Source organism: Aquimarina aquimarini, assembly GCF_900299535.1.
GTDB classification, from domain to species: Bacteria; Bacteroidota; Bacteroidia; order Flavobacteriales; family Flavobacteriaceae; genus Aquimarina; species Aquimarina aquimarini.
This window is the reverse complement of sequence record NZ_OMKE01000010.1, coordinates 1-24,272: the sequence shown is the minus strand read 5'-3', so window position 1 is coordinate 24,272 and position 24,272 is coordinate 1. Positions and strand designations below refer to the sequence as shown.

Here is a 24,272-nt window from a genome sequence, read left to right as displayed (position 1 = left end):
TAAGTCATAAATTGGTACTATCAAATAGAAATATATCAATGTCAAGCATAACACAACATTTTTCGTACGGAGAAGATTATTTAACAGCAGGAATAGCACTTAAAATTGCTCAGGGAAAAACCCAAGGAATTATTTCTGAAACTTCTCGCAAAAAGATCAAAAAAAGTCGACAAATTGTAGAAAACATAGTCGAAAAAGGAGCTCCTGTATACGGTATAAACACAGGATTTGGACCACTTTGTACTACCAAAATTTCTAAAGAAGAAACCAATATCTTACAGAGTAATATTCTACAAAGTCATAGTGTTGGTGTAGGAGAACCTATAGATACAGAGATTGCCAAACTTATGTTGATTCTCAAAATTCAGTCTTTATCCAAAGGATATTCTGGTATTGCAGAAGAAACTCTGGATAGAATCCTATGGCATATCGATAATGATGCTATACCGATTGTTCCTTGTCAAGGATCTGTAGGAGCTTCTGGGGATCTTGCTCCTCTTTCTCACCTGTTTTTACCCTTACTTGGTTTGGGTAAAGTAGAATACCAAGGCAAAACGATCACAACTGCCGCATTATTCAAAGCAACAGGCTTACAGCCTCTAGACTTAGGTCCAAAAGAAGGATTAGCCTTAATAAACGGAACTCAGTTTATTGCGGCACATGCAGTACAAGTTGTATCAAAATTACAAAGTTGCTTATCACAAGCTGATATTATAGGAGCAATGATGATCGAAGGATTACAAGGTTCTGTAAAACCATTTTTTGAAGAGCTACACCAATTACGTCCTTATAAAGGAAATATACATGTAGCCACACGAATCAAGTCTTTATTAAAAGATTCTGAAATTATGGAGGATCATATTGATTGTGATCGTGTTCAAGATCCTTACTCTCTTCGTTGTATGCCACAAGTACATGGATCTTCTAGGAACGCATGGTTACATCTAAAAGAATTATTAGAAGTAGAACTTAACTCTGTAACTGATAACCCTATCATTATAAATGAAGATTTAACCATCAGTGGTGGTAGTTTTCATGGACAACCATTGGCAATGGCAATTGACTATGCTTGTTTAGCTGCATCAGAGCTAGGTAATATTTCTGATAGAAGAATATATCTTTCTCTAGAAGGGAACTCTCCTGGTGTTCCAAAATTACTGATGCAAGATACAGGTATCAACTCTGGGTATATGATCTTACAATATACCACTGCGGCATTAGCAAGTGAAAATAAAGGATTATGCTTTCCTTCTAGTGCAGATAGTATTCCTACTTCATTAGGACAAGAAGATCATGTAAGTATGGGATCAATCGGTGGTAGAAAAGCCCTGAGGGTTATTGATAATGTAGAGAAAATACTAGCAATAGAATTATTAACAGCAGCTCAGGCTTTTGAGTTTAGAAAACCGTTGAAATCTGGAGCTATTCTTAATGAAATACATAAAGAACTAAGAACAGTAGTACCATTTGCTGAGAAAGATCGAGTATTTGCTGATGATATCGAAAAAGGTATAGAAATTATCAAGAATAGAGTGATCCTTACTATTGCTAATGAAACAGCTGAAAAAGAGCAATTATCAATTGATACACAGTTCTCTGATATTTTTGAAAACTATTAGAAAAAATCATAGCAAAATACTTAGTAAAAACATACGATGGAAAAATATAAACTAATAGGCCCTATAAAACAGCTTGTTTCTTTAGAAAAAGCACACTCTAAAGGAGCTATAAAGGATGAAGATCTTGTTGTTACAGAAGATGCGGGTATTATCATCAAAAATGAACAAGTCTATGCAACAGGCCTTTTTTCTGATCTAAAAAAGAAAGCTCAAGAACTCAATGCCGAAATTATAGAATTAGATACAGAGTATGTATGTACCCCTGGGTTTATTGATGCACATACACATATTTGCTTTTCTGGGTCGAGAGCCAATGATTATGCTATGCGAAATGGTGGGAAATCCTATCTTGAAATAGCAGCAGCTGGAGGAGGAATTTGGGATACTGTCACACAAACCCGAAAAGCTGACCTACAAACACTTACTGATGGAGTAATAAAAAGAGCTGATGCTTTATTAGCCAAAGGAATTACCACTATCGAAGCAAAAAGTGGATATGGGCTTTCTATAGAGGAAGAACTCAAAATGCTACGTGCTATAAAAAAGGCTGAATCTACAACTACTGCAGATTTGATTTCTACATGTCTAGCCGCCCATATACTGCCAAAAGATTTTGATGGAAACCACAAGGCCTATCTAGAAGAAATCAGCACTACTCTATTCCCTATACTCAAAGAAGAAAACCTAACCAATAGGATTGATGCTTTTGTAGAGGAAGGTGCATTTTTACCTGATCATATATATCCTTATTTTGAAAAAGCAACAGCTATGGGGTTCGATATCACTGTTCATGCTGATCAGTTTAATGCAGGAGGTAGTGAAGTTGCTGTAAAAGTAGGTGCTGTAAGTGCTGATCATCTAGAAGCTAGTAGTGATCAAGAGATCAAGATACTAGCACAAAGTGATGTAGTATCTGTAGCTTTACCTGGTGCTTCTATAGGCTTGGGATGTGATTTTACCCCTGCCAGAAAAATCTTGGATCAAGGTGGTGCTTTGGCAATTGCTAGTGACTGGAATCCTGGTTCTGCACCAATGGGTGAGCTACTTATACAGGCTTGTATTCTAGGTACATTTCAGAAACTAAGTAATGCAGAAGTACTTGCAGGAATAACCTATAGAGCAGCCAATGCCCTTAACCTTACTGATAGAGGAAGAATCTCATCAGGGATGTTGGCGGATTTTAACCTATTCCCAACAAATCATTTTAATGAAATTTTTTACCATCAAGGAAAAGTCCTTCCTTCTCAAGTATGGAAACGAGGGCAATTAGTATTTCAAAAATAATATCAAAATCTCATACGTACAATTCGTTTCTGATAGTGTACGTATGAGATCCAAAAAAAATAAATGACATCATGACTTTCAAAGAGCAAATACTTCAAGGAATTCCTGAAACATTACCTCTAAAAAAAACTTTGGATTCAAATATCAGCCGTGCTCCTAAGAGAAAACAAATCCTTTCTGATGAAGAAAAGAAACTAGCTCTTAGAAATGCACTACGTTATTTCCCCAAAGATTGGCACCAAGAACTCATTCCTGAGTTTCTAGAGGAACTCAATACATATGGACGTATCTACATGTATCGATTTATGCCAGAGCATAAAATATATGCTCGCCCAATAGATGAATACCCTGCCAATACCAAACAGGCCGCAGGGATCATGTTGATGATTCAAAATAACCTGGATCATGCCATTGCACAACATCCATATGAATTGATTACGTATGGAGGTAATGGGGCTGTTTTTCAAAACTGGGCACAATACCTTCTCACAATGAAGTATTTGGCTACAATGATAGAAGATCAAACGCTACATATATATTCTGGCCACCCTATGGGATTATTTCCTTCTTCAAAAGATGCACCTAGAGTAGTTGTGACTAATGGGATGATGATTCCTAATTACTCACAACCTGATGATTGGGAAAAATACAATGCTCTGGGAGTTACACAATATGGGCAAATGACTGCAGGAAGCTATATGTATATAGGCCCGCAAGGGATTGTACATGGTACTACGATTACGGTAATGAATGCTTTTAGAAAAACACTACAGCCTAATGAATCATCAGCAGGGAAAATATTTTTGACCTCTGGATTAGGCGGTATGAGTGGTGCACAGCCTAAAGCAGGAAATATTGCAGGCTGTATCACCATTTGTGCAGAGGTAAACCCTATGGCAGCACAAAAACGTCATGAGCAAGGTTGGGTAGATGAAATCATTGATGACATCAATGTATTGGTAACTAGAACTCAAAAAGCAATAAATCAAAAAGAAATAGTATCGATTGCTTATCAGGGTAATATTGTTGATGTTTGGGAACGATTTTATGATGAGAATATTCATATTCAATTAGGTTCTGACCAAACATCATTACACAATCCATGGTCAGGAGGGTATTATCCTGTTGGATTAAGCTATGATGAATCCAATGCATTGATTAGCAATGACCCTAAGACTTTCAAAAGTAAAGTACAAGCATCTTTGCGTAGACATGCCAATGCCATCAATAGACACACCAACAGAGGAACGTATTTCTTTGATTATGGAAATGCTTTCTTACTCGAAGCATCTCGTGCTGGAGCAGATATTATTTCTGACAACGGGATTGATTTTAAATATCCATCATATGTACAGGATATCCTAGGTCCTATGTGTTTTGATTATGGGTTTGGACCATTTAGATGGGTATGTACATCTGGTAACCCTGAAGATTTAGATACAACCGATCAGATTGCACTAGAAGTAATGGAATCTATAAAAAAAGTATCTCCGCAAGAAATCCAACAGCAAATGCAGGATAATATTACCTGGATTAGAGAAGCTAAACAGAATAAACTTGTGGTTGGTTCACAAGCTCGTATTCTATATGCAGATGCAGAAGGGCGTGTTAAAATTGCCGAAGCATTTAATCAAGCTATTAAAAGTGGAAAAATATCTGCCCCTGTAGTATTAGGGAGAGATCATCATGATGTGAGTGGTACTGATTCACCATACAGAGAAACCAGTAATATTTATGATGGTAGTAAATTTACTGCAGATATGGCAATTCATAATGTTATCGGAGATAGTTTCAGAGGAGCTACATGGGTTTCTATTCACAATGGTGGTGGCGTTGGATGGGGAGAAGTAATCAATGGTGGATTCGGGATGCTTCTGGATGGAACTACCGAGGCTTCAGAAAAATTAGAGCGTATGTTATTTTATGATGTAAATAATGGAATTTCTAGAAGAAGTTGGGCCAGAAACGAAGAAGCTTTGTTTGCTATAAAACGAGAGATGGAAAGAACTCCTAAACTCAAAGTAACACTGCCTAATCTAGTTGATGATGAACTACTAGAAAATTTATAACCGATCACAAGTATCAAATTTCAACAAAAGTAGTGTTCTATAAACTACTGCGAAGCAAGCCCACGAGTATTCGTTTGAAACGAATCTTTAATTTAGATGCAAACTTCGGAGTATTAAAATCTCACTTAGTGAGTAAATTAGTATAGTAACACTACTTTTGTTTATATTCACTATCTATGGAAATTACAATTGTACCTTCTCAATCATTCAAAACAACTACTTGGGCTGGTGGAGATACCACTCAATTTTATATATACCCTCCTGATTCAAATTATAAACAACTAGATTTTGATTTTAGATTAAGTATGGCCACTGTTGTAGCAAAAGAATCGGTGTTTACACCACTTCCTGATATCTCCAGAAAATTAATGGTCTTAGATGGTACTATAACTTTGAAGCATGAGGACAGGTATTCAAAACAGCTTAACCCCTATGATGTAGATGAGTTTGAAGGAGGATGGGAAACCTCTTCTTTTGGGCAATGTACCGATTTTAATCTAATGACTTCTGGTACTACTACAGGAGAGTTAAAAGCTTTTGATTACTCACAAAATAAACAATTTGAATATCATGCAAATGACGAATCAGATTGGTTATTTGTATATGTGTATGCAGGAAACGCTACAATAAACATTCAAGATAAAAAATATAGCCTCGATACAGGTGATCTTCTGGCTATACATTCTTTAACCTCTATAACCACTATACACAATCACCTTACTGAGGGTAGTGTATTGGTTATTGCTGAAATAGCAAATCAAAAATAACATGGATTTATTCAACATAAAAAAGGCAGAAGCTCCTGCTGTTCCAATCATTATAAGTGTACCTCACTCGGGAACCAAATTCCCCAAGGAGATAAAAAAGCACTATAAAAAAAGAATGCGCAAGCATATTGATGATACAGATTGGTATGTAGACCGATTATATGAGTTTGCTCCTTTATTAGGAATCACTGTAATCAAGGCCAATCTAAGCAGATGGGTAATCGACCTCAACAGAGATCCAGAGAGTGTACCTTTATATAATGATAACAGACTTATCACAAGCAATACTCCTATTACTGATTTCTATGGTAATAAAATCTATAAATCAGATGATCACGAACCAGATCAGGAAGAAATAAAAAGGCGTTTAGATACTTATTATTGGCCATATTATAGGCAAATCGAAGCCTTGATCGAAGAAAGAAAAAAACAATTTGATCATGTATTACTTTGGGATGCTCACTCGATTCGTCATAAAGTAAGTACCATTCAAAAAGATCCGTTTCCTGATATGATTCTAGGAAATAATGATCAAAAAACAGCACACCCACAATTGATTACAACTGCATTGCAAGGGTTACAGTCTGGCGAGTTTGATATACACCACAACACCCCTTTCAAAGGAGGGCATATTACTCGTTATTTTGGAAAACCAACAAATAATGTGCACACCCTGCAATTAGAAATGAATAAAATATTATACATGGATGATAATGAAATAACATATAATCAAGACAGGGCACACAAAGTACAAAAAGTACTACAACATACTATAAAGAGTTTAATCGATACGATGCATACAATATCATGAGCACCTATTATTTTAAAGCAATATTACAAAACAATGGCTGGCAAGAAAATACAGGAATCACTGTAAATGATGAGGGTATCATAACAGATATCTTTTCTTTTGACCCACAAAAGACACCTAATAAAGGGGATACATATTATGGCGTTCCTGGGTTTCAGAATGCACATTCGCATGCATTTCAATATGCGATGGCAGGTCTAGCAGAAAAACATGAAGGAGGGACAAATCCTGATGATTTTTGGGGATGGAGAGAAGCTATGTATCAACTGGCATTATCTATGAATCCCGATCAGATGGAAGCCATTGCAACCATGTTATATGCAGAAATGGCTCGCCATGGGTATACAAATGTTGCCGAGTTTCATTATGTACATCACGATAAGAATGGAGCACCATATTCAAATCTTTCAGAAATGGGAAGCCGTATGATTGCTGCTGCAAAAACAGCAGGAATTGGCATCACCTTAGTTCCTATTTTTTATCAAAAAGGAGGATTTGGGCAAGCACCTGGAGAAAGACAAAGAAGATTTATCTCTCCTACTATTGATTCTTATGTAAGTCTTTTGGAATCTAGCAAAGAAGCTTGCAAACAATATCAACATGCAAATATTGCTGTAGGTATTCACTCTATGAGAGGTGTTGAACCTACTGATATTGCAGAAATAGCAAAATCAGGACCGCAAGATATTCCTTTTCATATTCATGTATCAGAACAATTAAAAGAAATTGAAGATTCTATTACATACCTAGGCAAACGACCTGTAGAATGGTTATTAGATCATGTAGATCTCAATGATAGATTTCATTTGGTACATGCTACGCATCTTATTGATTCTGAAATTAACGGAATTGCCAATAGCAAAGCCAATGTTGTAATTTGCCCTAGTACAGAGGGTAATTTAGGAGATGGCTTATTTCCTTTAAGAAAATATCAAGAACAAGGTGGTAATTGGAGTATTGGTACTGATAGTCATGTTGGGTTAAACCCTCTAGAGGAGTTACGAATTCTAGATTATGGCCAGCGATTGATATCACATAAGAGAAATACTTATTTTTCTGAACAACAAAAGGACAGTGGTATGTATGCTATAGAAATGGCTACAATTGCTGGTAGAAAAGCTATGAATAATTTTGTTGCAGATTTCTTTGCAATTGGTCAACCATTAAATGCTTGTCTTTTTGATACCACTTCACCGTTATTGGCAACTACTTCTATACAAAACCTGTCATCATCGATTGTATATGCTACAGATTCTAGCATGCATTATGGCACCATTGCCAACGGAAAAATGATCGTGAATAATAACCGCCATAACAACTATGATGAGATTAAACAAAACTTTATAAAAACTATCAATGAACTAAAAAACAGATAATCTCTTTTTGGTTTATTATACACATATCGATAATCCATGCACCAAGCTTATACTTGGTACATGGATTATTTTCTAGTATTACAATGTAATATCATTTATACTTTGAATTTACCGCAATAACATTCTCTTTTTCACCTATGCTTCAAAATAAAAAATAGCTGATTTTCTTTTACGATAAAGATCATTAAGAAACATCTGGATTATAAGCTCTACAAATGGATGAAATCAAAAGAAAGAAAAACGCATCGAGAACTTCGCCTACATCCAATCTAGTTTCAAAAAAGCGAGCCTATAAATCAGTATTAAAACATTTATTCTAGGGTCAAAAAAGAAAAATGAGGCTCGTTAAAAAAATATAATTAAATTTGAGATTAAACTACAAAACGCTAAATCCATTAAATCTCTATATATCAACAATTAACATTTAACATTAGTTGAAAACTAAAAAATGAAACTTACCTATAAAATTATATTAGGAATACTAATTTGTACATTTATTATTATTTATTAGGTAAGTACTATAACAGAAGGAGAATATTATAGGCTTCATAGTCCAGACGGACAATACAGTATTTATACATCTAGAGACAAATATTTTAATATCAAAATTCCATTTGAAAAGTTAGGAGATGCAGCTGGAAAAATACATCTTTACTATGAATTAGAGAATAAATTGGTTGGTTCTTCTTTTATTGATATGATTTTCAACACACGAACGAGTTATTTTGGAATCAAGAGGAAGTATACTCAAAAGCCTCAATGCGCAACATTAAACTACCTAGAAAAATAAAAACTAAAATAATAAAGAAATATTACAAATAAATAATTGCCAGTCAATAAAAAATAAATTCATGGGAGGACTTTTACTATTAATTATTTCATTTTTTATCTTCATTTTTTTATGTATTATAGGATTAAAAAAAAAGAAAGGAAGTATAAATGCTATAGAAATAATACTTTTTATTATTTACATAATATCTTTTGCTTTATTTGCGCTGGGACTTTTAACTCACTCAAATCAATACTATACTGCAATAGACCCAATAGATCCAGAATGTTACATACCTTTTGGAGGACAACATATTATAACACTACTTCTCTATTTTATTTGCTTTAATGTTTCGGCAGTATTGATCTGGGTCAAAGGAAGAAAGTTACCCCCATTAATTCTTGTTTTATCTCTTATTTTTTTATTTATAGGCATCATAATCAATTTAGTCATTCTTTTACAAATCACCTCTCATAATACAGAAAGCTTAGGTCATTATAAAGAAAATGAAGGAACATTCCTCTTTATATTTACACCCTTATTAAGCTTTATTATCGCTTTATTACTTATAATCCAAATTATCCGAAAAGAAAAAGTAATAGCCAAAAACAAAACCTATAAAAATAATTTTTTGAATTATTGTAATACCATTTTAGCAAATAGATTTGATGAATCTATTTGGGCTTTAATACTTTTTATTCCTTTTTTTATTATTATTACAATAATTCTAACGCTATTTGGGCAAGATATAGATTCTATTTCTAAAGTATTTACAGAAACAACAACTTGGGCTTTTTCTCAAAAAACACATCCTCCAATTCTTGACCATCAAGGACATTATCTATGCACAGTTGCTGCTAAAGGAAGCCCTGAAATTGTTAAACCAATTCGCCTAGGAAAGAGAAACGCAAAAATAATAATTGTAAATCGACAATTACAAATAGCCAACGCTTTTGAAGAAATGATACAAGACCTATCTCCAAAATTTCATAATTTCATTAGAACCAATTATGATAAATATGGATATAATCTTTCTCTGAAAATCAATTCTAAAACAGGTTCAAATATCACTTACATTTTAATGAAACCTTTGGAATGGTTTTTCTTAATCTCTTTATATTTAATATGTAAAACTCCTGAAAAAAAAATATCAAAACAATATAAGATGTAAGCTCCTTATTTTTAAACAAGTAAACATAATACCCTATAGCTCCATTGATTAAATAATTTGCTTTCATTATCACCATGCAAAATGACTTTATCGACAACGCCAAGGCTGAATTTACTAAAACATTATATAATACTCGAAATGAAAAAAATACAGAAAAATAAATTGGACAATCCTGTTTGGAATTCTTTGAATGAAACCCATCATAGTCTAGCACTAGATTATAATGGTATTAAATTCTATAATCCAGAATACTGTCCCTTCGGTGGTTTTGAAAACGGTGACAGTTCAGAAAAAGGTATCAATGAATATTCAACCTTAACTAAAGATTTTTATGTGGTTGGAGAAAAACCACTATTCAGTAATCCAATAGTATTAAATAAAGATTTGATTTGTAATCAAATGCTCCTTGAAAAACCTATTGATACAGAAATACGCGAGCAAATTGTTGAGTTAACATCTAAAAAACAAAAAACAGACTTATTTGATCTGGTAAATTTGGTTCAGCCTGGTTATTTTAATAAAAAAACATCGGATTTAGGAAAATATTTCGGAATCTATAAAAATGATGAATTAATTGCTGTAACGGGAGAAAGAATGAAAATGAATGAGTTTACAGAGATCAGTGCTGTAGTAACTCGCCCTAATCATACAGGAAAGGGTTATGCTAAACAATTAATAACGTATACTACGAATCAAATTTTTGATGAAGGTAAAACTCCATATTTACATGTTGTAACATCAAATATTGGAGCAATCAAACTTTATGAAAAATTGGGTTTTGTTACCAGGCGTAAAATAAGTTTTTGGAATTTAAAAACGATTTAATCCTCTTTATGAGATAGTATTATAATTCAGTACCTAGAGATATACTTTTACTTAGAGTTCAACGTTAACCACCCTAAAACACGATCGTTCTCTATATAATATTTTTGTTCTTTATCTATTATTCTATATTTTTCTCTGCTTTCTCCAAAAGGTCCAGGGTTTTGTTGAATTATCGTGATACTATCCTGCGTTGTTTCTGCTACAATAGCTACATGCCCATAAGGGTTCCATAAACTTCTGCTAAAAATTATGATATCATTAATTTTTGGTTTTGTCTCTGCCCCATTATGATACTGCAATAAATTTCTTTGTTTGTTTAGCGCTCCATCCTGTAGTGTTTCATCAAAAAAATCCTTTGCATTACCATAGGTATCAGGCATCTTATGATTTAAATGCTCATAATAGTACCTTTTTATAAATTCTACACATTGATACTTAATTCCTAAATTATAGCCATCTGGCGCAAGGTTTCTACCATCAGTATGTGATACTCCCCCATTGTAATACACTTTTACATGATGAAGGCTATCTATCACTTGCCCAACTTCATATTCTGTATTAAAATTGATTTTTTTTACCATCTTAATTCCTAGAAATAGTAAAATTAAAACGGCTATAAAAATGAGTACTTTGTATTTCATCTATATGGGTTTAAATATCTAATTATGATGTATCAAAAATACATTTTACAACGGGTTATCATACCAAATTAACCATTAAATGACGCATATCATCTTGTTCTTTTTTTAAGCTTTTGTTGTTTTTATAATAGCGTATCCAGCACCAACACAAACTAAGCCTAGAAATACTGTAAGGATAGGAAATATCCATATTATAAAAAAACCGCCTTCTATAGCATTTTTTGGATTATCTATTTTATATAGGATTCTTCTTGTCTTGAAAAAAGACTTAGAGTTACTAGAAACTGTTGACTCTAGTTTATAACTAGTTTCTAATACTGTATACTCGATGATAGGGGTGTAATACGTTTCATTCTTTTCTCTATCCCATTCTTCACTATAACCTGTTATAGTACCTTTTGCAACTTCACCATTTAACTCATAGTCTATTCCTTTTGTAATTTTACCTCCACCTATATAGAGCATATACCCCCCAAACAAAAAAGTAGCCAATAGTATTGCATAGTATAGACACCCTGTAAAAGTACTAGACTCCATAAGGTTCTAAAATAATTGGTTTACTAATAATATCTCGTTTTTATTCATTTTATCTATTATCATCAGACTCAGAAATAGTTTCCTCTATCACTCCTCCATTTTTTTCATACTCCTTAGCGTCTTTATCAGAGAGTTCAATGATTTCTATATGATTTACATCATTCTTTTTCTCGGGTTTCTCATCTTTATTATTTTGCTTTTTTTGATCATTCTTATAGTATTCAATAGCTTCTTTAGCTTGTATGAATTCTGATTCTTTTTCTTCTTCTCCGTATGTTTTTAAATCTAAATAAATCAAAAAGCATATCATATATTGCACATCTCTATTACCAAAATATTCAACAGGAAACTCTTTTTCTAAAATTGTGACCAGTGAAGTATCTTGTGAATATTTAGTGGTTACATCTCCGTGAATTATAAAATTTATAAAATCAGTATTGATTTTCATAAACGTGTTAAGGGCACCTTTCTTAAATTCTTCTTTTTTAGATGAATCCAAATGACAAGCATTTGATTTTTCATCATGATGATCAAATAATTGAATGTTTTTCTGAGTTATTTTGGCTAGCTGTAATTTATTTTCAAAATACAACCTCTCTCCTTTATGAATATCTCTTGTATTGTATAACCCAAAATCCTTACATGCTAAATATTTAAAAAACAAATCTCTATATCCATCTGATTTTGTATTTATTAAAACACCTTTCTGCACTAGAGCACCCTCCATCGTTGCCATGATCTTTTCTGCGTTGGGTATAATATCTTTTAAACAGTCTATTATATACGTTGTAGAGTCAATACTATGATTCGATTGCTCTACAGTGATATTGTTCTGGATTGAGTTACTTGTTTTTACAGAAACTATACTTTTTTCAATTCTGGATTGTTTAGAAGTATCATTATTACAACTAAAAATTAGTATCGTGCAATGTAGTATTAGTAAAAACCTAAAATTATTCTTTGTTCTTTTAAGTAGTGTCATCTGTATTGTTTTAATTGTAGAATCTATTTTGAATAGTCATACATGTAGTAATCAATTGTAATTCTAGTATATCTTTATTTATAGAGTTTTATATGTAGTACAAATGATTTTTTTATCATTTTAATCATTTGTACTAAAATAAAAAGCTATCTATTTTAAAAACAACCAATCCCCAGAATGTAATTTCCCAATTATTGAATCTTTATATTTTTTATTTATAATAAATAATCTTGTATCAATTGAGGGTTTTTTGATAGTATCCATAACAATACTATCTTCATTAATTTCGAAATCTATTTTAAGTGTGTTTTTTTTATTATTTAACTTTGAAGTTATTGATATATATCTATCATTCAAATTCCAAGAGTAATTATAATATACGCCAAAAAAGTCATTTTTAACAACTGTAGGTTCTCCTTCTTTTTGTTTGAGATAATTTAATAAACTATCAAAATCATCTCTATTTTTACTTTCATTTTTTGCTACTAATGCCATAAACTCCCCATTAGCACTATTCATCATATCAATTTTCTCAAAATACATATTATGGTAATGTGCTAAACTATCCCCAGAAGACCACCCCATCATGTTGTACTGAATTCCAATTAATCTTCCTGGGTCAGAATAACTCCATGTCTCCCTATAAACACTATCAATTTTTATGGTATGAAAATCCCAAAATTTCATCAATTTATCCCCAAATTCTTCTTCTTTTTTTCCACTTAGAATTTCATCTTTCTGTAATTCAAATATTTCAGATTTTTCAAATTCTTTAGAATAAAAGTCTTCAATACCAAAACTTATATCTAGTTTTTCAAAATTCAATATATCTTCTCCTAGTTTTGGAGAATTACAAGACAAAAGGGTTACAATAAGCCATAAACTAAGTTTTTTCATGTGTTTTTATTTGGATAAAGTCATGTTATCTATATTGCATTGGAACTTATTTTATTTCCAGAATTTTGATTTTGTGCTTGATTCCATGAATAAAACCCGAATGTTAGCGTTATAAATACTACTTTTAAAACCTTTCTCATCATATCATTTTATTAACACCTTTCCCATTCCCCTGTTGTAATATCTTTATAAATGTATACAGGTTGCCATGATCGCACTCCTGTTTCTGGATCTTTAAATCAAAAGCTGGCTCTTTATCATCTTTTTTTTACCAATGTTGCTACTCTACTTATGATAATATAAATGTATTTCAAAATTTTCTAAAGGCTGTGGTTCTTTAACATCTCCTAAATTGATCATATCCTCAAAAGTATCCTCCTTTATTTTTCATCAAGAGATGTGATTAAAGGATTTATTCTTAATATTTCTAATTCTTCTTTACCTAAAGGAATATGTAATATGATGTAATTAAGATATAATATGTTTTTTGATTTATCTTCAGCCACAAGCACTCCTTGACCAGTATGTTTATTAATTCTTTCTAATGTAACAGCTCTGCCATTTCCTAAAATTCTAAGTTTAAAATCTTCTAAAGGGAGCATTTTATCTTTATGTTCTTTGAAAGTTTCTTCTAAATTAATGAGGTAATCATTTTTTTCAGAATTAGTGAAAAAATTAGCTATAAAAAACTCATTATTTCTAAATTCTAGCTCTCCCATAAAATCCCTTGTTTTTCCCGTATTTAGAAGCTCTCTCAATACAGTAAATTTTTTTACAACTAATTCTTTTAATTCATCTTCTTCAAAGGATTTTAAATCTTTTGATTTCCCCCATCCAATAAGTTGAAAAGGTAAAGTTGCTTTAAAACTCCATTCTTGATTAATTAAAGGCACTTTTTTTTCTATTTCTTTAAAATTTAACTCCTTTATTAATGTCATATCTTCTTCTTCTCCTTCTATTAAATATACTTTCGCTTTTAAAATAGATAAATCTTGACTAGATAACAAACCTCCTTTTTCTATAAAAGGATGAAGTACTTTTATCTCAACTTTCTGTTCACCGTTTTTTAATATATATTGATTTAGATTTTCAGCACCATTTTTGCCTCCTTCTAAGTTTTTATCAACGACTATGTCATTTATCAATATTTCATAAGGTATAGGGTATTTATATCCAAGATAATATTCTGGGTTATTCTGAGTTTTTTCTAAATTGATATCATTCTTGTTTTTAGTTTTACAAGAAATCTGTAGTAATATAAAGTTTACTATTAGAATTTTAAGCACATATTTTTTCATTTGTATTCTCCTTTATTTTTAACTAAATCAAATGTTTTATCAACACTAGAAATAATAGGTATTATTTTGGAGCTATCATTTTTATTAAAATTTTAGAACTTAATTTTATTTTTTTGAAAAATCGGCAATAGTATAATCAACAACCAATCGTATTGGTTTTAATTCATGGCTTCCTTCTGGCATATATAAACTAATGTAGTTTGTATACAAAGTGTTTTCTCCTTCGTCAAGAGCTATCAATGCACTCTCTCCTAAATAAGATCTATCCACTCTCTCCAAAGTTACTAATTTACCGTTCCCATGTATTTTTATTTTATAATTCTCGAGTGGAAGCATAAAACCTTTTTGATCATCAATCAATTCTCTGATATTTTCATCAAATTCTGACCATTTTTTTTGATAATAATTAGTAATTACAAACTCTTCATATCCTTTCGCATTTTCTGTCATAAATTCATCAACATTACCGTTATTTATTAAATTACGTAAATGTTTGAACTTAGCAACTACTTTTTCTTCTAATTCCTCTTCATCTAATTTTGATAAATCTTTACCTTTCTTCCAACCATCTACATTATATGGTACTACAGCATCAAATTCCCAAGTATTTTCATAATAATATGGTCTTGGTGTTGGTATATTAGGGAAATCTAATTTTTTCACGATTTGTATATTTTCTTCATTTTCATCTGTACTGTAAACTTCTAAGCCAAATTTCTCGAAAATGTTATCTGGAAGGTTAGATTTTCCTGGAGGATTTATATCTCTATCTACTAGCTTTATTGTTTGTTTTCCAGAATTTAATATATATTCATTTAAGTATCTTAATCCAGATACTGGGCCAGATTGAATGTTATTTGCTATTTTGATGTCGTTTATATATATCTCATAAGTCATAAACAACTCTATATTAAGGTAGTATAGATTTTTTGGTGTTTTCGTATTATATTTAGTTTCCATTTCAATATTCTTTTTGTCTTGCCCTTTACAGTTAGTAAACAAAATTATTATTACAACTATTAATTTTATAGTTTTCATTTATATTCTCCTTTATTTTTTAATACATCAAAAGATTTTTCTAAGTCAGGAATAATTTCATAAGGTGAAGGTTTTTTCTTTTTTTTCCTTCCTCCTTGAAATTTTATAAATACAGTAACCCCCGAAAAATAAAAGTCTGAAGTAAAGTTGTCTTGTTCTCCAAAGTTTTTACCTAGAGTTAATGAAACTTCTGAATGAGCTCCTAATTCTATTCCTACACCAGCTATTTCTTCCATTTTTTTGTCTTTGTCTTCTGGAACAATACCTTTTGCATCCATTACAACTGCTTTTAATTTTATTCCAAATTTAAAAGTAATTTCTCCTCTTAGTCTTCCTTGCAGTGCAATATTTCCTGCATATTTTTTATTCGCAAAGTTGTAAGTTAATTCTGCGGGTTTATTACTCCCATCTTTACTTCCTGTCCCAACCAATGATATTTCTGCTGTAAATTTAACTTCTATTACATATTCGGCTTCAATTTTACCACCAGAGCAAAACTCTAGTAAAAAAGCAGCAATATCCAACGCATCTATAATAGCTCCCCAAGGTTTAAATTTACTCCCTAGTGCTAATACATCTAGTGTAACATTGGCTCCTATAATAGGATTCATTAATATCCTACCTTCAAGTTCATAGCCTACTTCATGACATTGTGTTTCACCATACCCAATACCAAGACCCACACCTATATTAGGGGCCTTAAGTTCAAAGCTCATGGGTAGTTTGTTTAAACGTGCCATCAAACCTTTTTTACCTGAAAGTTTTAGCTTCTCTTCTTCTTTTTTGGCATTAGAAACCCCTAAGTCACTATCTAGCCTATCTACCATCCAAGTTAAAGGAGAAATCATTTTACGAAACTTCTCAGCAAAATCTTTTCCTAATTTTATTTTACTACTCCCATCAACTTCACACTCCACATATAATCCAAACTCACTCTTTTGGTTTTGATAGGCTGTACTTATATGTTTTGCCGTAGCGGCTTCTCTTTTTCGTTTTATATTGCCAGACATGTCACGATCCCCAGAATGGCTTTGATACTCCATCTCTGTAGGGGTTTGATTATAATATAATGGCTCTTTAATATTATAATGGAAATTAATTACCCATTTCATATCTGGATATACTGCAATACGAGCTAATTGATTCGGGTATCTACAGGTTCCTATAGGCACAAAGTAAGATTGATGTATGGGTTCTCCTTTTGCTATTTTTACCAAATAACGAACCACCCAAATATTTCGTAAAGCTTCTATAAACTGATTACTCTTTAAATAGGCTGTATCATAAGCCAAAAAGTTTAAAACTCTATTATCATAGTTTTTATTATATAGGTATCCTACTTCTAGTTTTATACCATTCTTAGTATGGGTATAATCTATGTCTTGTGATTGTATATCTAAGGTTTCATCTCCTGTCGTTTCAGAATTAGTATTGGTAGTAGTATTAAGGGCATCGGGATATAACACATAGGCTTTCTCCATAGTAAACACATCTTCTATGGTATTGTGCTTAAACTCTTCTTGATCGCGGTGTTTTTCTTTTTTATTTACTAGTCTACCTTTTTTAAGTCTTTTTGATGTGGTAATCCCAAAGCATCTTGGCTTTTTTAAGCCTTTGTCTTGGTAATTTTGTATTGCCAACCCAACAGCCGTAATTTTGATGGTTTCTTTTTTATCTCCTGCTACAATACCAAATACAAGATCGGTATGATCTATAGGTGCTGTAGAGGTGCTGTCTTCGTCAAAAAGTACAAAAGGCTCTGCCCTACTTTTATGCTCAATCAGCAGTTTTGAATATTTACAGGGCTCGTTACTTCGGGCACTATATTCTACATCACCTACCACTACAAACATGTTGTTTTTCTGGGCTTCATACTTATCCAGAACAACATCCATTGTATCATATTTTACCTGGAATGACACCTCTTGGTTCTCTACTACTGTACCTTTTGTAGTGTCGTATGTTCCTACATCTTTTGTTGTATATTTTGCTGCATGGCGCATACCATAACCTACATCTCTCCCTGCATTGATACTAAACAATCCAAATAGCACCTTGTACTCTAGGGAATTACTCACCTTTTCATCTTCTTCTGTATAAGTTACGGCAACGGTTTCTAGATTAGGGGCTACGCTCTCAAACTTATTAATGCTTCTCATGAGAGGATTTCTGTTGGTAGGGTTTTTATGATGGTTAATATTACGCCCTTTTTCTTCTTCGCTTAATTTTTCTTCTGTAGAGGTATCTTCATTATAATAGAGTGTGGTTTTGATTTTGGCATAATAGGTTTTTACAGTTTTCTCTTTATGCTTACTCTTTTCTCTCCATTTTTCATCGATCACTATGTTTATTTCTGTTAAAGTGTTGACAGAAAATGTGCCTGGGTTTGTTTTTTGAAAATATCGTAATGGTTTTTCATCTTCTGTAATCTTATTGCCATCGGTATCCCATATCTCTATTTCAAACAATGCAAAATTATGATAGTCAACCGTATAATTAGGCAACATATGCCCCAAAATATATAATCGTATGGTGTTTTTATAGGTATAGATATTACTTTTACCTGTTTCTCCTGGGTATTTGAATTCATCTTTGCTTTTAGCAAAATAGGCAGATAATATCTTTGGGGTATCTACAGAAGCTATATAGCACCCATTTTCTAAAGAAGGAACATCTATAAAAGGCTCAAAATAATAAATAGTTCCTTCTAATAAATCCTTTTTTGTAGGCTTTGCACTAACTGCATTACCATATACATATTGATGCCCAATACCATATTTATTTACTGGTTTGTCAGTGTTTTTAGATTTCCATTCGCCCCACTTATCATATACCTGAGCAGGTTGCATTTTTTTTGCCTCTTTGAGATATTCTGTAGCAATCCATACCCATTTTACAGGAGTATTATCTGAGGCTGTAGTGGCAACACTTAGCACCTCTGTTTCCCCAGATTTGACAACTCTTAATTTGCCTTCTTCTCCTATGACTACTTCATTAATTCCTTTGGTTTTTAAAACAATAGGTGTGTCTTTTTTTTCTGCCATAACTTATATTGGTATCATGTTGTCAATATTGGTGCAATATTATGCTATTAAACACATTTGACATGAATTATAGAACTACTTGCTTCTTTCTAGAAATATTTTTGTTTTATATCTTTCTTTTAGATCATTAGAAGATTTTATTTTCAAATGTGAGTGTAAATCCAAAATGAACTTTTCACATCCTTGCTTCTTAAATACATACTTTATAGTGGTCAACAGCATAATCTTTTTGTGATCCCCTAAAGAAACTTCTGATTTTGGAATAATTATTATTCCTTTTTTATCAGAAAACATGTTCTGATCGTTCAACTCTTGTGACGAATCATTTATTGTACTAGACAAAGTAACATTATCAACTGGCTTTTTGGTAATTGAATCATAGATTTCAAATTTTACATAGGGGCGTAAAACCTCTTTGTTTGTCACACAGGATGAGATTAATAGTATTCCTATAAAATATAAAACAATTTTTCTCATAAAATCTTTATTTTAGTCAACCTTTGCAATTAATGTATCTATTTTAATCTCGTTTTTTTGATTTGCATATAATCTAGCATTAATAGTATCTATAATTATTCCATTTTTTTTAGCAATAAAAGTATATGGCAACGGAAATGGTTTTCTTCGTTCACCCCCAATAACACCTTTTTCAATAGTACTTATTTCATCAAAATAGTAGTAGCCTTGTTTATCTGTTAAGGTGGAGTCATTTTTAGAAAGGATTACCAAACCTTTTTCATTTTCTTCAATAACGAACACAATAGTTGTATTTGCAACAGGAATGCCATTTGAGTCATATACGTATCCTTCAATTCTATTACGATGAATATATTTGTAGTATGCACAAGAATGTATCAAAATAGTTATAAGTATTAAATAGTATTTTTTCATCTTTATATTTTCACTTTAAAATAGTATCAAAAAGACATATAAATCTCACCTAAATCTATAATATTTTTTATTGATTTTGTAATTTCAATATTTACAGGAAACTTCTTAGTAACACTTGATTTTATATCTTTATTTTTTGTAAAACTTAGGTATATTTTAATAGAGTCTTTTGCTTTGTTTAAAGAAATCCATTTACTTTTTTTTACATTACTATTTTTTATTGAAAAGAAACCGCTTTCATCTGTTTTAGCAAGTTCATTATATATCCATGAAGCTCTATCAATTTTTAAAGGGTAATATACCTGAACATTATTTAATGTAGTAGAATCTTTAAGATAGATATGTCCTTCTATACGATTGATTTTTTTTGTTGTATTACAACTTAAAACAGATAGTAATATGAATAATATTATAATACATTTCATTTAACAGTTAGTTTTGTGAAATTTGCTTTAGAATGATCGATTTCAATAAGATTGTATCTTTATTTTGCACATCTATTTCTATGAGGTATTCTTGATACCCTTCTTTTTTTATAATAAATAGAGATTTTAAAAAATTATAATTATTTCTTTTTGCTAAAGGAATAATTTTCTCTTTAACTGATAGTTTAGGTAAAATAAACTCTCCTTTGCTATTAGTTTTAGTCATTTTCACAAAAGAAGAATCTACACTTTTATAAACACCGACCTGTGCTTCTTTTATTGGAATGTTACTCTCATTATACACAACCCCTTTAACCGTAGGTCTGATTATAACCGTTTTACAAGAGAAAACAATAAGTACTAAGGCAATAAATAAAATATTTTTTATGTAATTCATGAAATCTTTATTTTGGTTAACCATAATAGACTTAATACATCTTTCTCAGAAGCTACAACCCTATTTTTATCAGCTATTTTAACAGTATTTTGATAATACTTCATTAAATCTATTTCTCCCACCTTTGGATAATCAGGCTGATTTGATAATACACTTTGCGTAATAAGTGTTGAAGATTTTTTATGTTTTTTAGAATAAGCATGCCCTCCATACGCAAGTAAGATTTCATGACCTATTTCATGAGCGGCAGTATCTTTAAAATCTACAATAGCATTTCGCTCTTCTTCAAAATACCATCCATTTGTATTAAATACAATATAAGATGAGTCTAATTTTCTCCAACCCTTATAATACAAAAACCCTATATTATAAAACAGTTTTCTCGATAATTCCCAGTTTCTAGATCGTCCTGCTTGTTTATTAGTATTGTATACAACTTTAGGAGCTTTCATCCCACCTTCATCATATAATGCTTTTACTATAACTTCATAATTAGTATTTCCAATTGTAACTCCATTAGTTTTTGATAATTTTCTACTCCAATGATTAGAGATACCGTCTAGAGTCATCTCTTTTAATTTACTATAGTTTTTTGATCTAGTTTTGAAAGGAGAATCAGAATAATAAGCTAAAGCTTCTTTTGATACATTATCCCATTGATTTAACCCCTTTGCTCCTCCATCTTTTAGGTTTACTCTAAGTGTAACTTTTATTTGTTTTATATTACGTTGTATATTAACATCTACCCAATCTACTTCATCAGCTACTAATTTGTCTATAGCCTTAATGTCATTCTCTTCTTTACTCTGAAACCATACAGTAACCTTTATTTCTAGGTTTCCTTTTTTTAAAAAAGTTGTATCCAAATTGTCATGAGTATCAAAGCCATCCCATTGCCACTCATGACTACCCACAGAGAGCATTGCCTGATCTGTTATTTCTTCTTTGTAATGAGGTTTTCCATTATCCAAAATTTCTACCATCATTTTCTCGGCAGGGTTTTCTTCAATATCAATACTAAAGTTAATATGGTCATTCTCTATGTTTCCTGTATGATCAGGAACCCCCAAAGGAACAAAAGTATCTTTTGTAACGTCTACAGTTACAGAAATATTTTGTTCTTCTTGTTCTATTGTAGCCTCACTCTTATTTTCTTCTGTTACTTTTATCCCATCATATGGAGAAAGCATATCGATTTCTTGTACATTGATCATTGGTACTACTTGGCTTAGTAAATCTTGATCTGCATTGTCAACATTTTGCGCAGAAGGGGTAGCCGTCTGCCCATGAAAAGCAATTTCTACACAAGGGGCTCCTGCAATAGCACAAGTAGCTTTACTGTCCTCTAGTAGCGGATACCCTTGATTGGCTTGTAGCTGTGTTTTTTCAAAAATACCATCCCACCCAGTAATATTTTGCATACAGGGTTTAAAACTACTTCCTGTTGGTTGTAATTTACACTGACCAAAGGTTTTTGCCTGAAATGGCGTTCCTAACTCTTTATCGGTAGCAATCAGTTTTTGACTGCCTGCATTGTCATTGATATAGTTTTTTTGTTGGCTTTGCACAGTCAACATATCAGGTACATCACCAAACTGGCATTTGCACATTGCCCCATGGCACACTAACTTTTTCTGGCTCATACTTGTTTTTTCTTAAATCCAAAAAACCAATCCCGTTTTTTGGGTTTCACCTTTACTCTATCAGGTTGCTTATTTTCTTTCTTCATAAAGCTACTCTTGGCATATTGATCACCTTCTTGTCGAGTTACCAAAAGTTCTATTGCTTTTATTTCTTTCTCGTCTGTCTCATCATATATATCACAGGTAGTATGTATCAAATTGGGAATGCGTGTATTTTGATCTAGATCATAATCAATTTGAAGATCAGAAGTGATAACATGCTCTTTCTTCTCTAGATGAAAACGACTCTTATTGGGTATGGTTGATTGCCCATTAAATTGCACTTGAATTGTATTATACTCTGTGATTATCGGGCTTATTGTAGTTGCTCCTTTGTATACAACTAACGGATCATAAGGTTCTAAAGGAAATAACATCGAGGTTTCTTTTTTCAGTTCCTCATTATGCCCAATATAAACGGGATGATAAAAGATGCTCCAAAAAATCTCACGATATAAGGATGTCTCTAATTTTTTATGATCCTTGATTGTTTCCTCAAACTTTTTTATGATTTTAAAAGTGATATCCCCTCTGTATTCTTTAAGAATATTTCTCTTTACCGCAGGCCACCGCTTCTTTATTTGATCGTGATTGATAATAGATGTGAATTTACCCCTATGATCTACTGTTATTTCTAACGGGTAGATAACCGATGATAAAGCTGTTGCTATTTCTTCAATAATAAGAGAAGGTTTTTTTCTATTAAAGAATAATTCTTTTTTATACAATCTAAAAACGTGTGGAAGCTTTTGTGAATCCTCACCTAGGTATTCTATCCCTATTCTATAATCAATGCGTTTTGACACTGCATCTTTATCGCCTTCATAATATTTTAAAGCAACCAGATAAGAAATAAACTCATCTGAAGGTTTTATATTACGTAGATGCCTGAGTAAGATAGAATCTTTATTCTGGTTAGTATCTTTTAATATATCGGTACCAAAATCCCGCATTATATCAATATATTTTTCTCTGAACTATTACTTACTAATTGTTTAGAACTAGAAAGCTCCATATTTTCTTTGGTACTATTCATTACTATTCTTTCAGCATTTTTTTCTAATTCTTTAGATTGAAATTCCGCTGTTTCTTCAATTAAAATAGTACTGTTTTTTGCTGTTAATGTTTGATTTTTACCAATACTTTCATTTTTATTTTCTCCTACCGAAACATCTAAATTTTCCTGAACGTTGATTTGCATGTTTTTAGCATTCAGCGTCATATTCTCTAATGCAGAGATTTCTATATTGTTGTTGGCTGTGTCTATACGAATGATATTATTGTTCTTATCGGTAATCGTAATCATCTCTGCCCCATTACTATCATCTAGAGTAATCGTGTGCTGACTCTTTGTTCTAATTGCCTTTATATCATTATTCTGCGATTGCCATGATGATGGGTTTTTACTACCATTATACAAAGCACCTAATACAAAGGGGCGTTCTGCATTACCGCCTTCAAATCCTACCATTACCTCTTCATTGATCTCTGGGATAAAATGAAATCCTTTGTCTGCGCCTGCATGGGGAGTCATCATACGTAACCAAGGTGTACGCTCTCCCAATGGCTTCTGCCATGCAAATTGTACTTTGATTCTTCCTAATCCATCTGGATCGGAATTCTCTACTACAGTAGCCGTTTGTGTTTCACTTTTTGGGAATCTGTAGATATCCATCTTAGGGTAAGCATCAAAATTGGCATCTACTGCCTCAAACTCATTTTTGTATACGCCGCCTTCTACATTGGTAT

Annotated in this window: 22 protein-coding genes; 8 read left to right on the top strand and 14 right to left on the bottom strand. The window is 32.0% G+C overall.

Features of this window, described 5'->3' with window-relative positions; all coding sequences use genetic code 11:
- The first annotated feature begins 38 nt into the window (after positions 1 to 38).
- From hutH to DG508_RS05315, 8 genes are all read left to right on the top strand, one after another.
- Positions 39 to 1,619 (top strand): histidine ammonia-lyase, encoded by a 1,581-nt coding sequence (gene hutH, locus DG508_RS05350; protein ID WP_108867144.1) that lies wholly within the window; start codon positions 39 to 41, stop codon positions 1,617 to 1,619.
- A 36-nt stretch (positions 1,620 to 1,655) separates the two neighbouring features.
- Positions 1,656 to 2,903 carry an imidazolonepropionase gene (gene hutI / locus DG508_RS05345; RefSeq protein ID WP_108867143.1) on the top strand — a complete coding sequence of 416 codons (1,248 nt, stop codon included), beginning with the start codon at positions 1,656 to 1,658 and terminating at the stop codon, positions 2,901 to 2,903.
- A 71-nt stretch (positions 2,904 to 2,974) separates the two neighbouring features.
- Entirely contained in the window at positions 2,975 to 4,972 is a 1,998-nt protein-coding gene (locus tag DG508_RS05340) for a urocanate hydratase (RefSeq protein ID WP_108867142.1), read from the top strand.
- A gap of 176 nt (positions 4,973 to 5,148) precedes the next feature.
- Positions 5,149 to 5,739, top strand: a complete 591-nt coding sequence (locus tag DG508_RS05335; protein ID WP_108867141.1) for a HutD/Ves family protein — start codon at positions 5,149 to 5,151, stop codon at positions 5,737 to 5,739.
- Position 5,740: 1 nt separating this feature from the next.
- The gene (locus tag DG508_RS05330; RefSeq protein WP_103865604.1) at positions 5,741 to 6,550 is read left to right on the top strand and encodes an N-formylglutamate amidohydrolase; all 810 of its coding nucleotides are present in this window, start codon (positions 5,741 to 5,743) and stop codon (positions 6,548 to 6,550) included.
- On the top strand, positions 6,547 to 7,926 hold the full coding sequence (gene hutF / locus DG508_RS05325; protein ID WP_108867140.1) for a formimidoylglutamate deiminase: 1,380 nt from the start codon (positions 6,547 to 6,549) through the stop codon (positions 7,924 to 7,926). The genes DG508_RS05330 and hutF overlap by 4 nt, the downstream gene beginning before the upstream one ends.
- 851 nt (positions 7,927 to 8,777) lie before the next feature.
- Positions 8,778 to 9,866, top strand: a complete 1,089-nt coding sequence (locus DG508_RS05320; RefSeq protein WP_108867139.1) for a DUF6688 domain-containing protein — start codon at positions 8,778 to 8,780, stop codon at positions 9,864 to 9,866.
- Between the two features lie 138 nt (positions 9,867 to 10,004).
- Complete coding sequence (locus DG508_RS05315; protein ID WP_108867138.1) at positions 10,005 to 10,691, top strand: GNAT family N-acetyltransferase; 687 nt, start codon at positions 10,005 to 10,007, stop codon at positions 10,689 to 10,691.
- A 47-nt stretch (positions 10,692 to 10,738) separates the two neighbouring features.
- Here the strand turns inward: DG508_RS05315 and DG508_RS05310 are convergent, their stop codons facing one another.
- The 14 genes from DG508_RS05310 to DG508_RS05245 form a co-directional block, all read right to left on the bottom strand.
- Positions 10,739 to 11,332: a CHAP domain-containing protein gene (locus DG508_RS05310; RefSeq protein WP_108867137.1), complete on the bottom strand. Its 594-nt coding sequence runs from the start codon at positions 11,330 to 11,332 to the stop codon at positions 10,739 to 10,741.
- 105 nt (positions 11,333 to 11,437) lie between these two features.
- Entirely contained in the window at positions 11,438 to 11,869 is a 432-nt protein-coding gene (locus DG508_RS05305) for a DUF3592 domain-containing protein (protein WP_108867136.1), read from the bottom strand.
- A 49-nt stretch (positions 11,870 to 11,918) separates the two neighbouring features.
- Positions 11,919 to 12,851, bottom strand: coding sequence for a hypothetical protein (locus tag DG508_RS05300; protein ID WP_159090688.1), 933 nt, complete (start codon positions 12,849 to 12,851; stop codon positions 11,919 to 11,921).
- Positions 12,852 to 13,001: 150 nt separating this feature from the next.
- The gene (locus DG508_RS05295; RefSeq protein ID WP_108867134.1) at positions 13,002 to 13,748 is read right to left on the bottom strand and encodes a hypothetical protein; all 747 of its coding nucleotides are present in this window, start codon (positions 13,746 to 13,748) and stop codon (positions 13,002 to 13,004) included.
- A gap of 380 nt (positions 13,749 to 14,128) precedes the next feature.
- The gene (locus DG508_RS05290; RefSeq protein WP_108867133.1) at positions 14,129 to 15,046 is read right to left on the bottom strand and encodes a hypothetical protein; all 918 of its coding nucleotides are present in this window, start codon (positions 15,044 to 15,046) and stop codon (positions 14,129 to 14,131) included.
- A gap of 105 nt (positions 15,047 to 15,151) precedes the next feature.
- A complete protein-coding gene (locus tag DG508_RS05285; RefSeq protein WP_159090687.1) occupies positions 15,152 to 16,006 on the bottom strand; it encodes a hypothetical protein in 855 nt (284 codons plus the stop codon).
- A gap of 74 nt (positions 16,007 to 16,080) precedes the next feature.
- Positions 16,081 to 19,128: a hypothetical protein gene (locus tag DG508_RS05280; protein ID WP_108867131.1), complete on the bottom strand. Its 3,048-nt coding sequence runs from the start codon at positions 19,126 to 19,128 to the stop codon at positions 16,081 to 16,083.
- Positions 19,129 to 19,203: 75 nt separating this feature from the next.
- Positions 19,204 to 19,605, bottom strand: coding sequence for a hypothetical protein (locus tag DG508_RS05275; protein WP_108867130.1), 402 nt, complete (start codon positions 19,603 to 19,605; stop codon positions 19,204 to 19,206).
- Positions 19,606 to 19,617: 12 nt separating this feature from the next.
- The gene (locus DG508_RS05270) at positions 19,618 to 20,019 is read right to left on the bottom strand and encodes a transthyretin-like family protein (protein WP_108867129.1); all 402 of its coding nucleotides are present in this window, start codon (positions 20,017 to 20,019) and stop codon (positions 19,618 to 19,620) included.
- A gap of 26 nt (positions 20,020 to 20,045) precedes the next feature.
- On the bottom strand, positions 20,046 to 20,444 hold the full coding sequence (locus DG508_RS05265; RefSeq protein ID WP_108867128.1) for a hypothetical protein: 399 nt from the start codon (positions 20,442 to 20,444) through the stop codon (positions 20,046 to 20,048).
- A 7-nt stretch (positions 20,445 to 20,451) separates the two neighbouring features.
- The gene (locus DG508_RS05260) at positions 20,452 to 20,841 is read right to left on the bottom strand and encodes a carboxypeptidase-like regulatory domain-containing protein (RefSeq protein WP_159090685.1); all 390 of its coding nucleotides are present in this window, start codon (positions 20,839 to 20,841) and stop codon (positions 20,452 to 20,454) included.
- Positions 20,838 to 22,484 (bottom strand): PAAR-like protein, encoded by a 1,647-nt coding sequence (locus tag DG508_RS05255; RefSeq protein WP_108867126.1) that lies wholly within the window; start codon positions 22,482 to 22,484, stop codon positions 20,838 to 20,840. The genes DG508_RS05260 and DG508_RS05255 overlap by 4 nt, the downstream gene beginning before the upstream one ends.
- The gene (locus DG508_RS05250) at positions 22,481 to 23,476 is read right to left on the bottom strand and encodes a hypothetical protein (RefSeq protein WP_108867125.1); all 996 of its coding nucleotides are present in this window, start codon (positions 23,474 to 23,476) and stop codon (positions 22,481 to 22,483) included. The genes DG508_RS05255 and DG508_RS05250 overlap by 4 nt, the downstream gene beginning before the upstream one ends.
- Positions 23,476 to 24,272, bottom strand: a 797-nt coding sequence (locus DG508_RS05245; protein ID WP_234418178.1) for a phage baseplate assembly protein V, incomplete at its 5' end; no start/stop codon positions are given. The genes DG508_RS05245 and DG508_RS05250, both read right to left, overlap by 1 nt.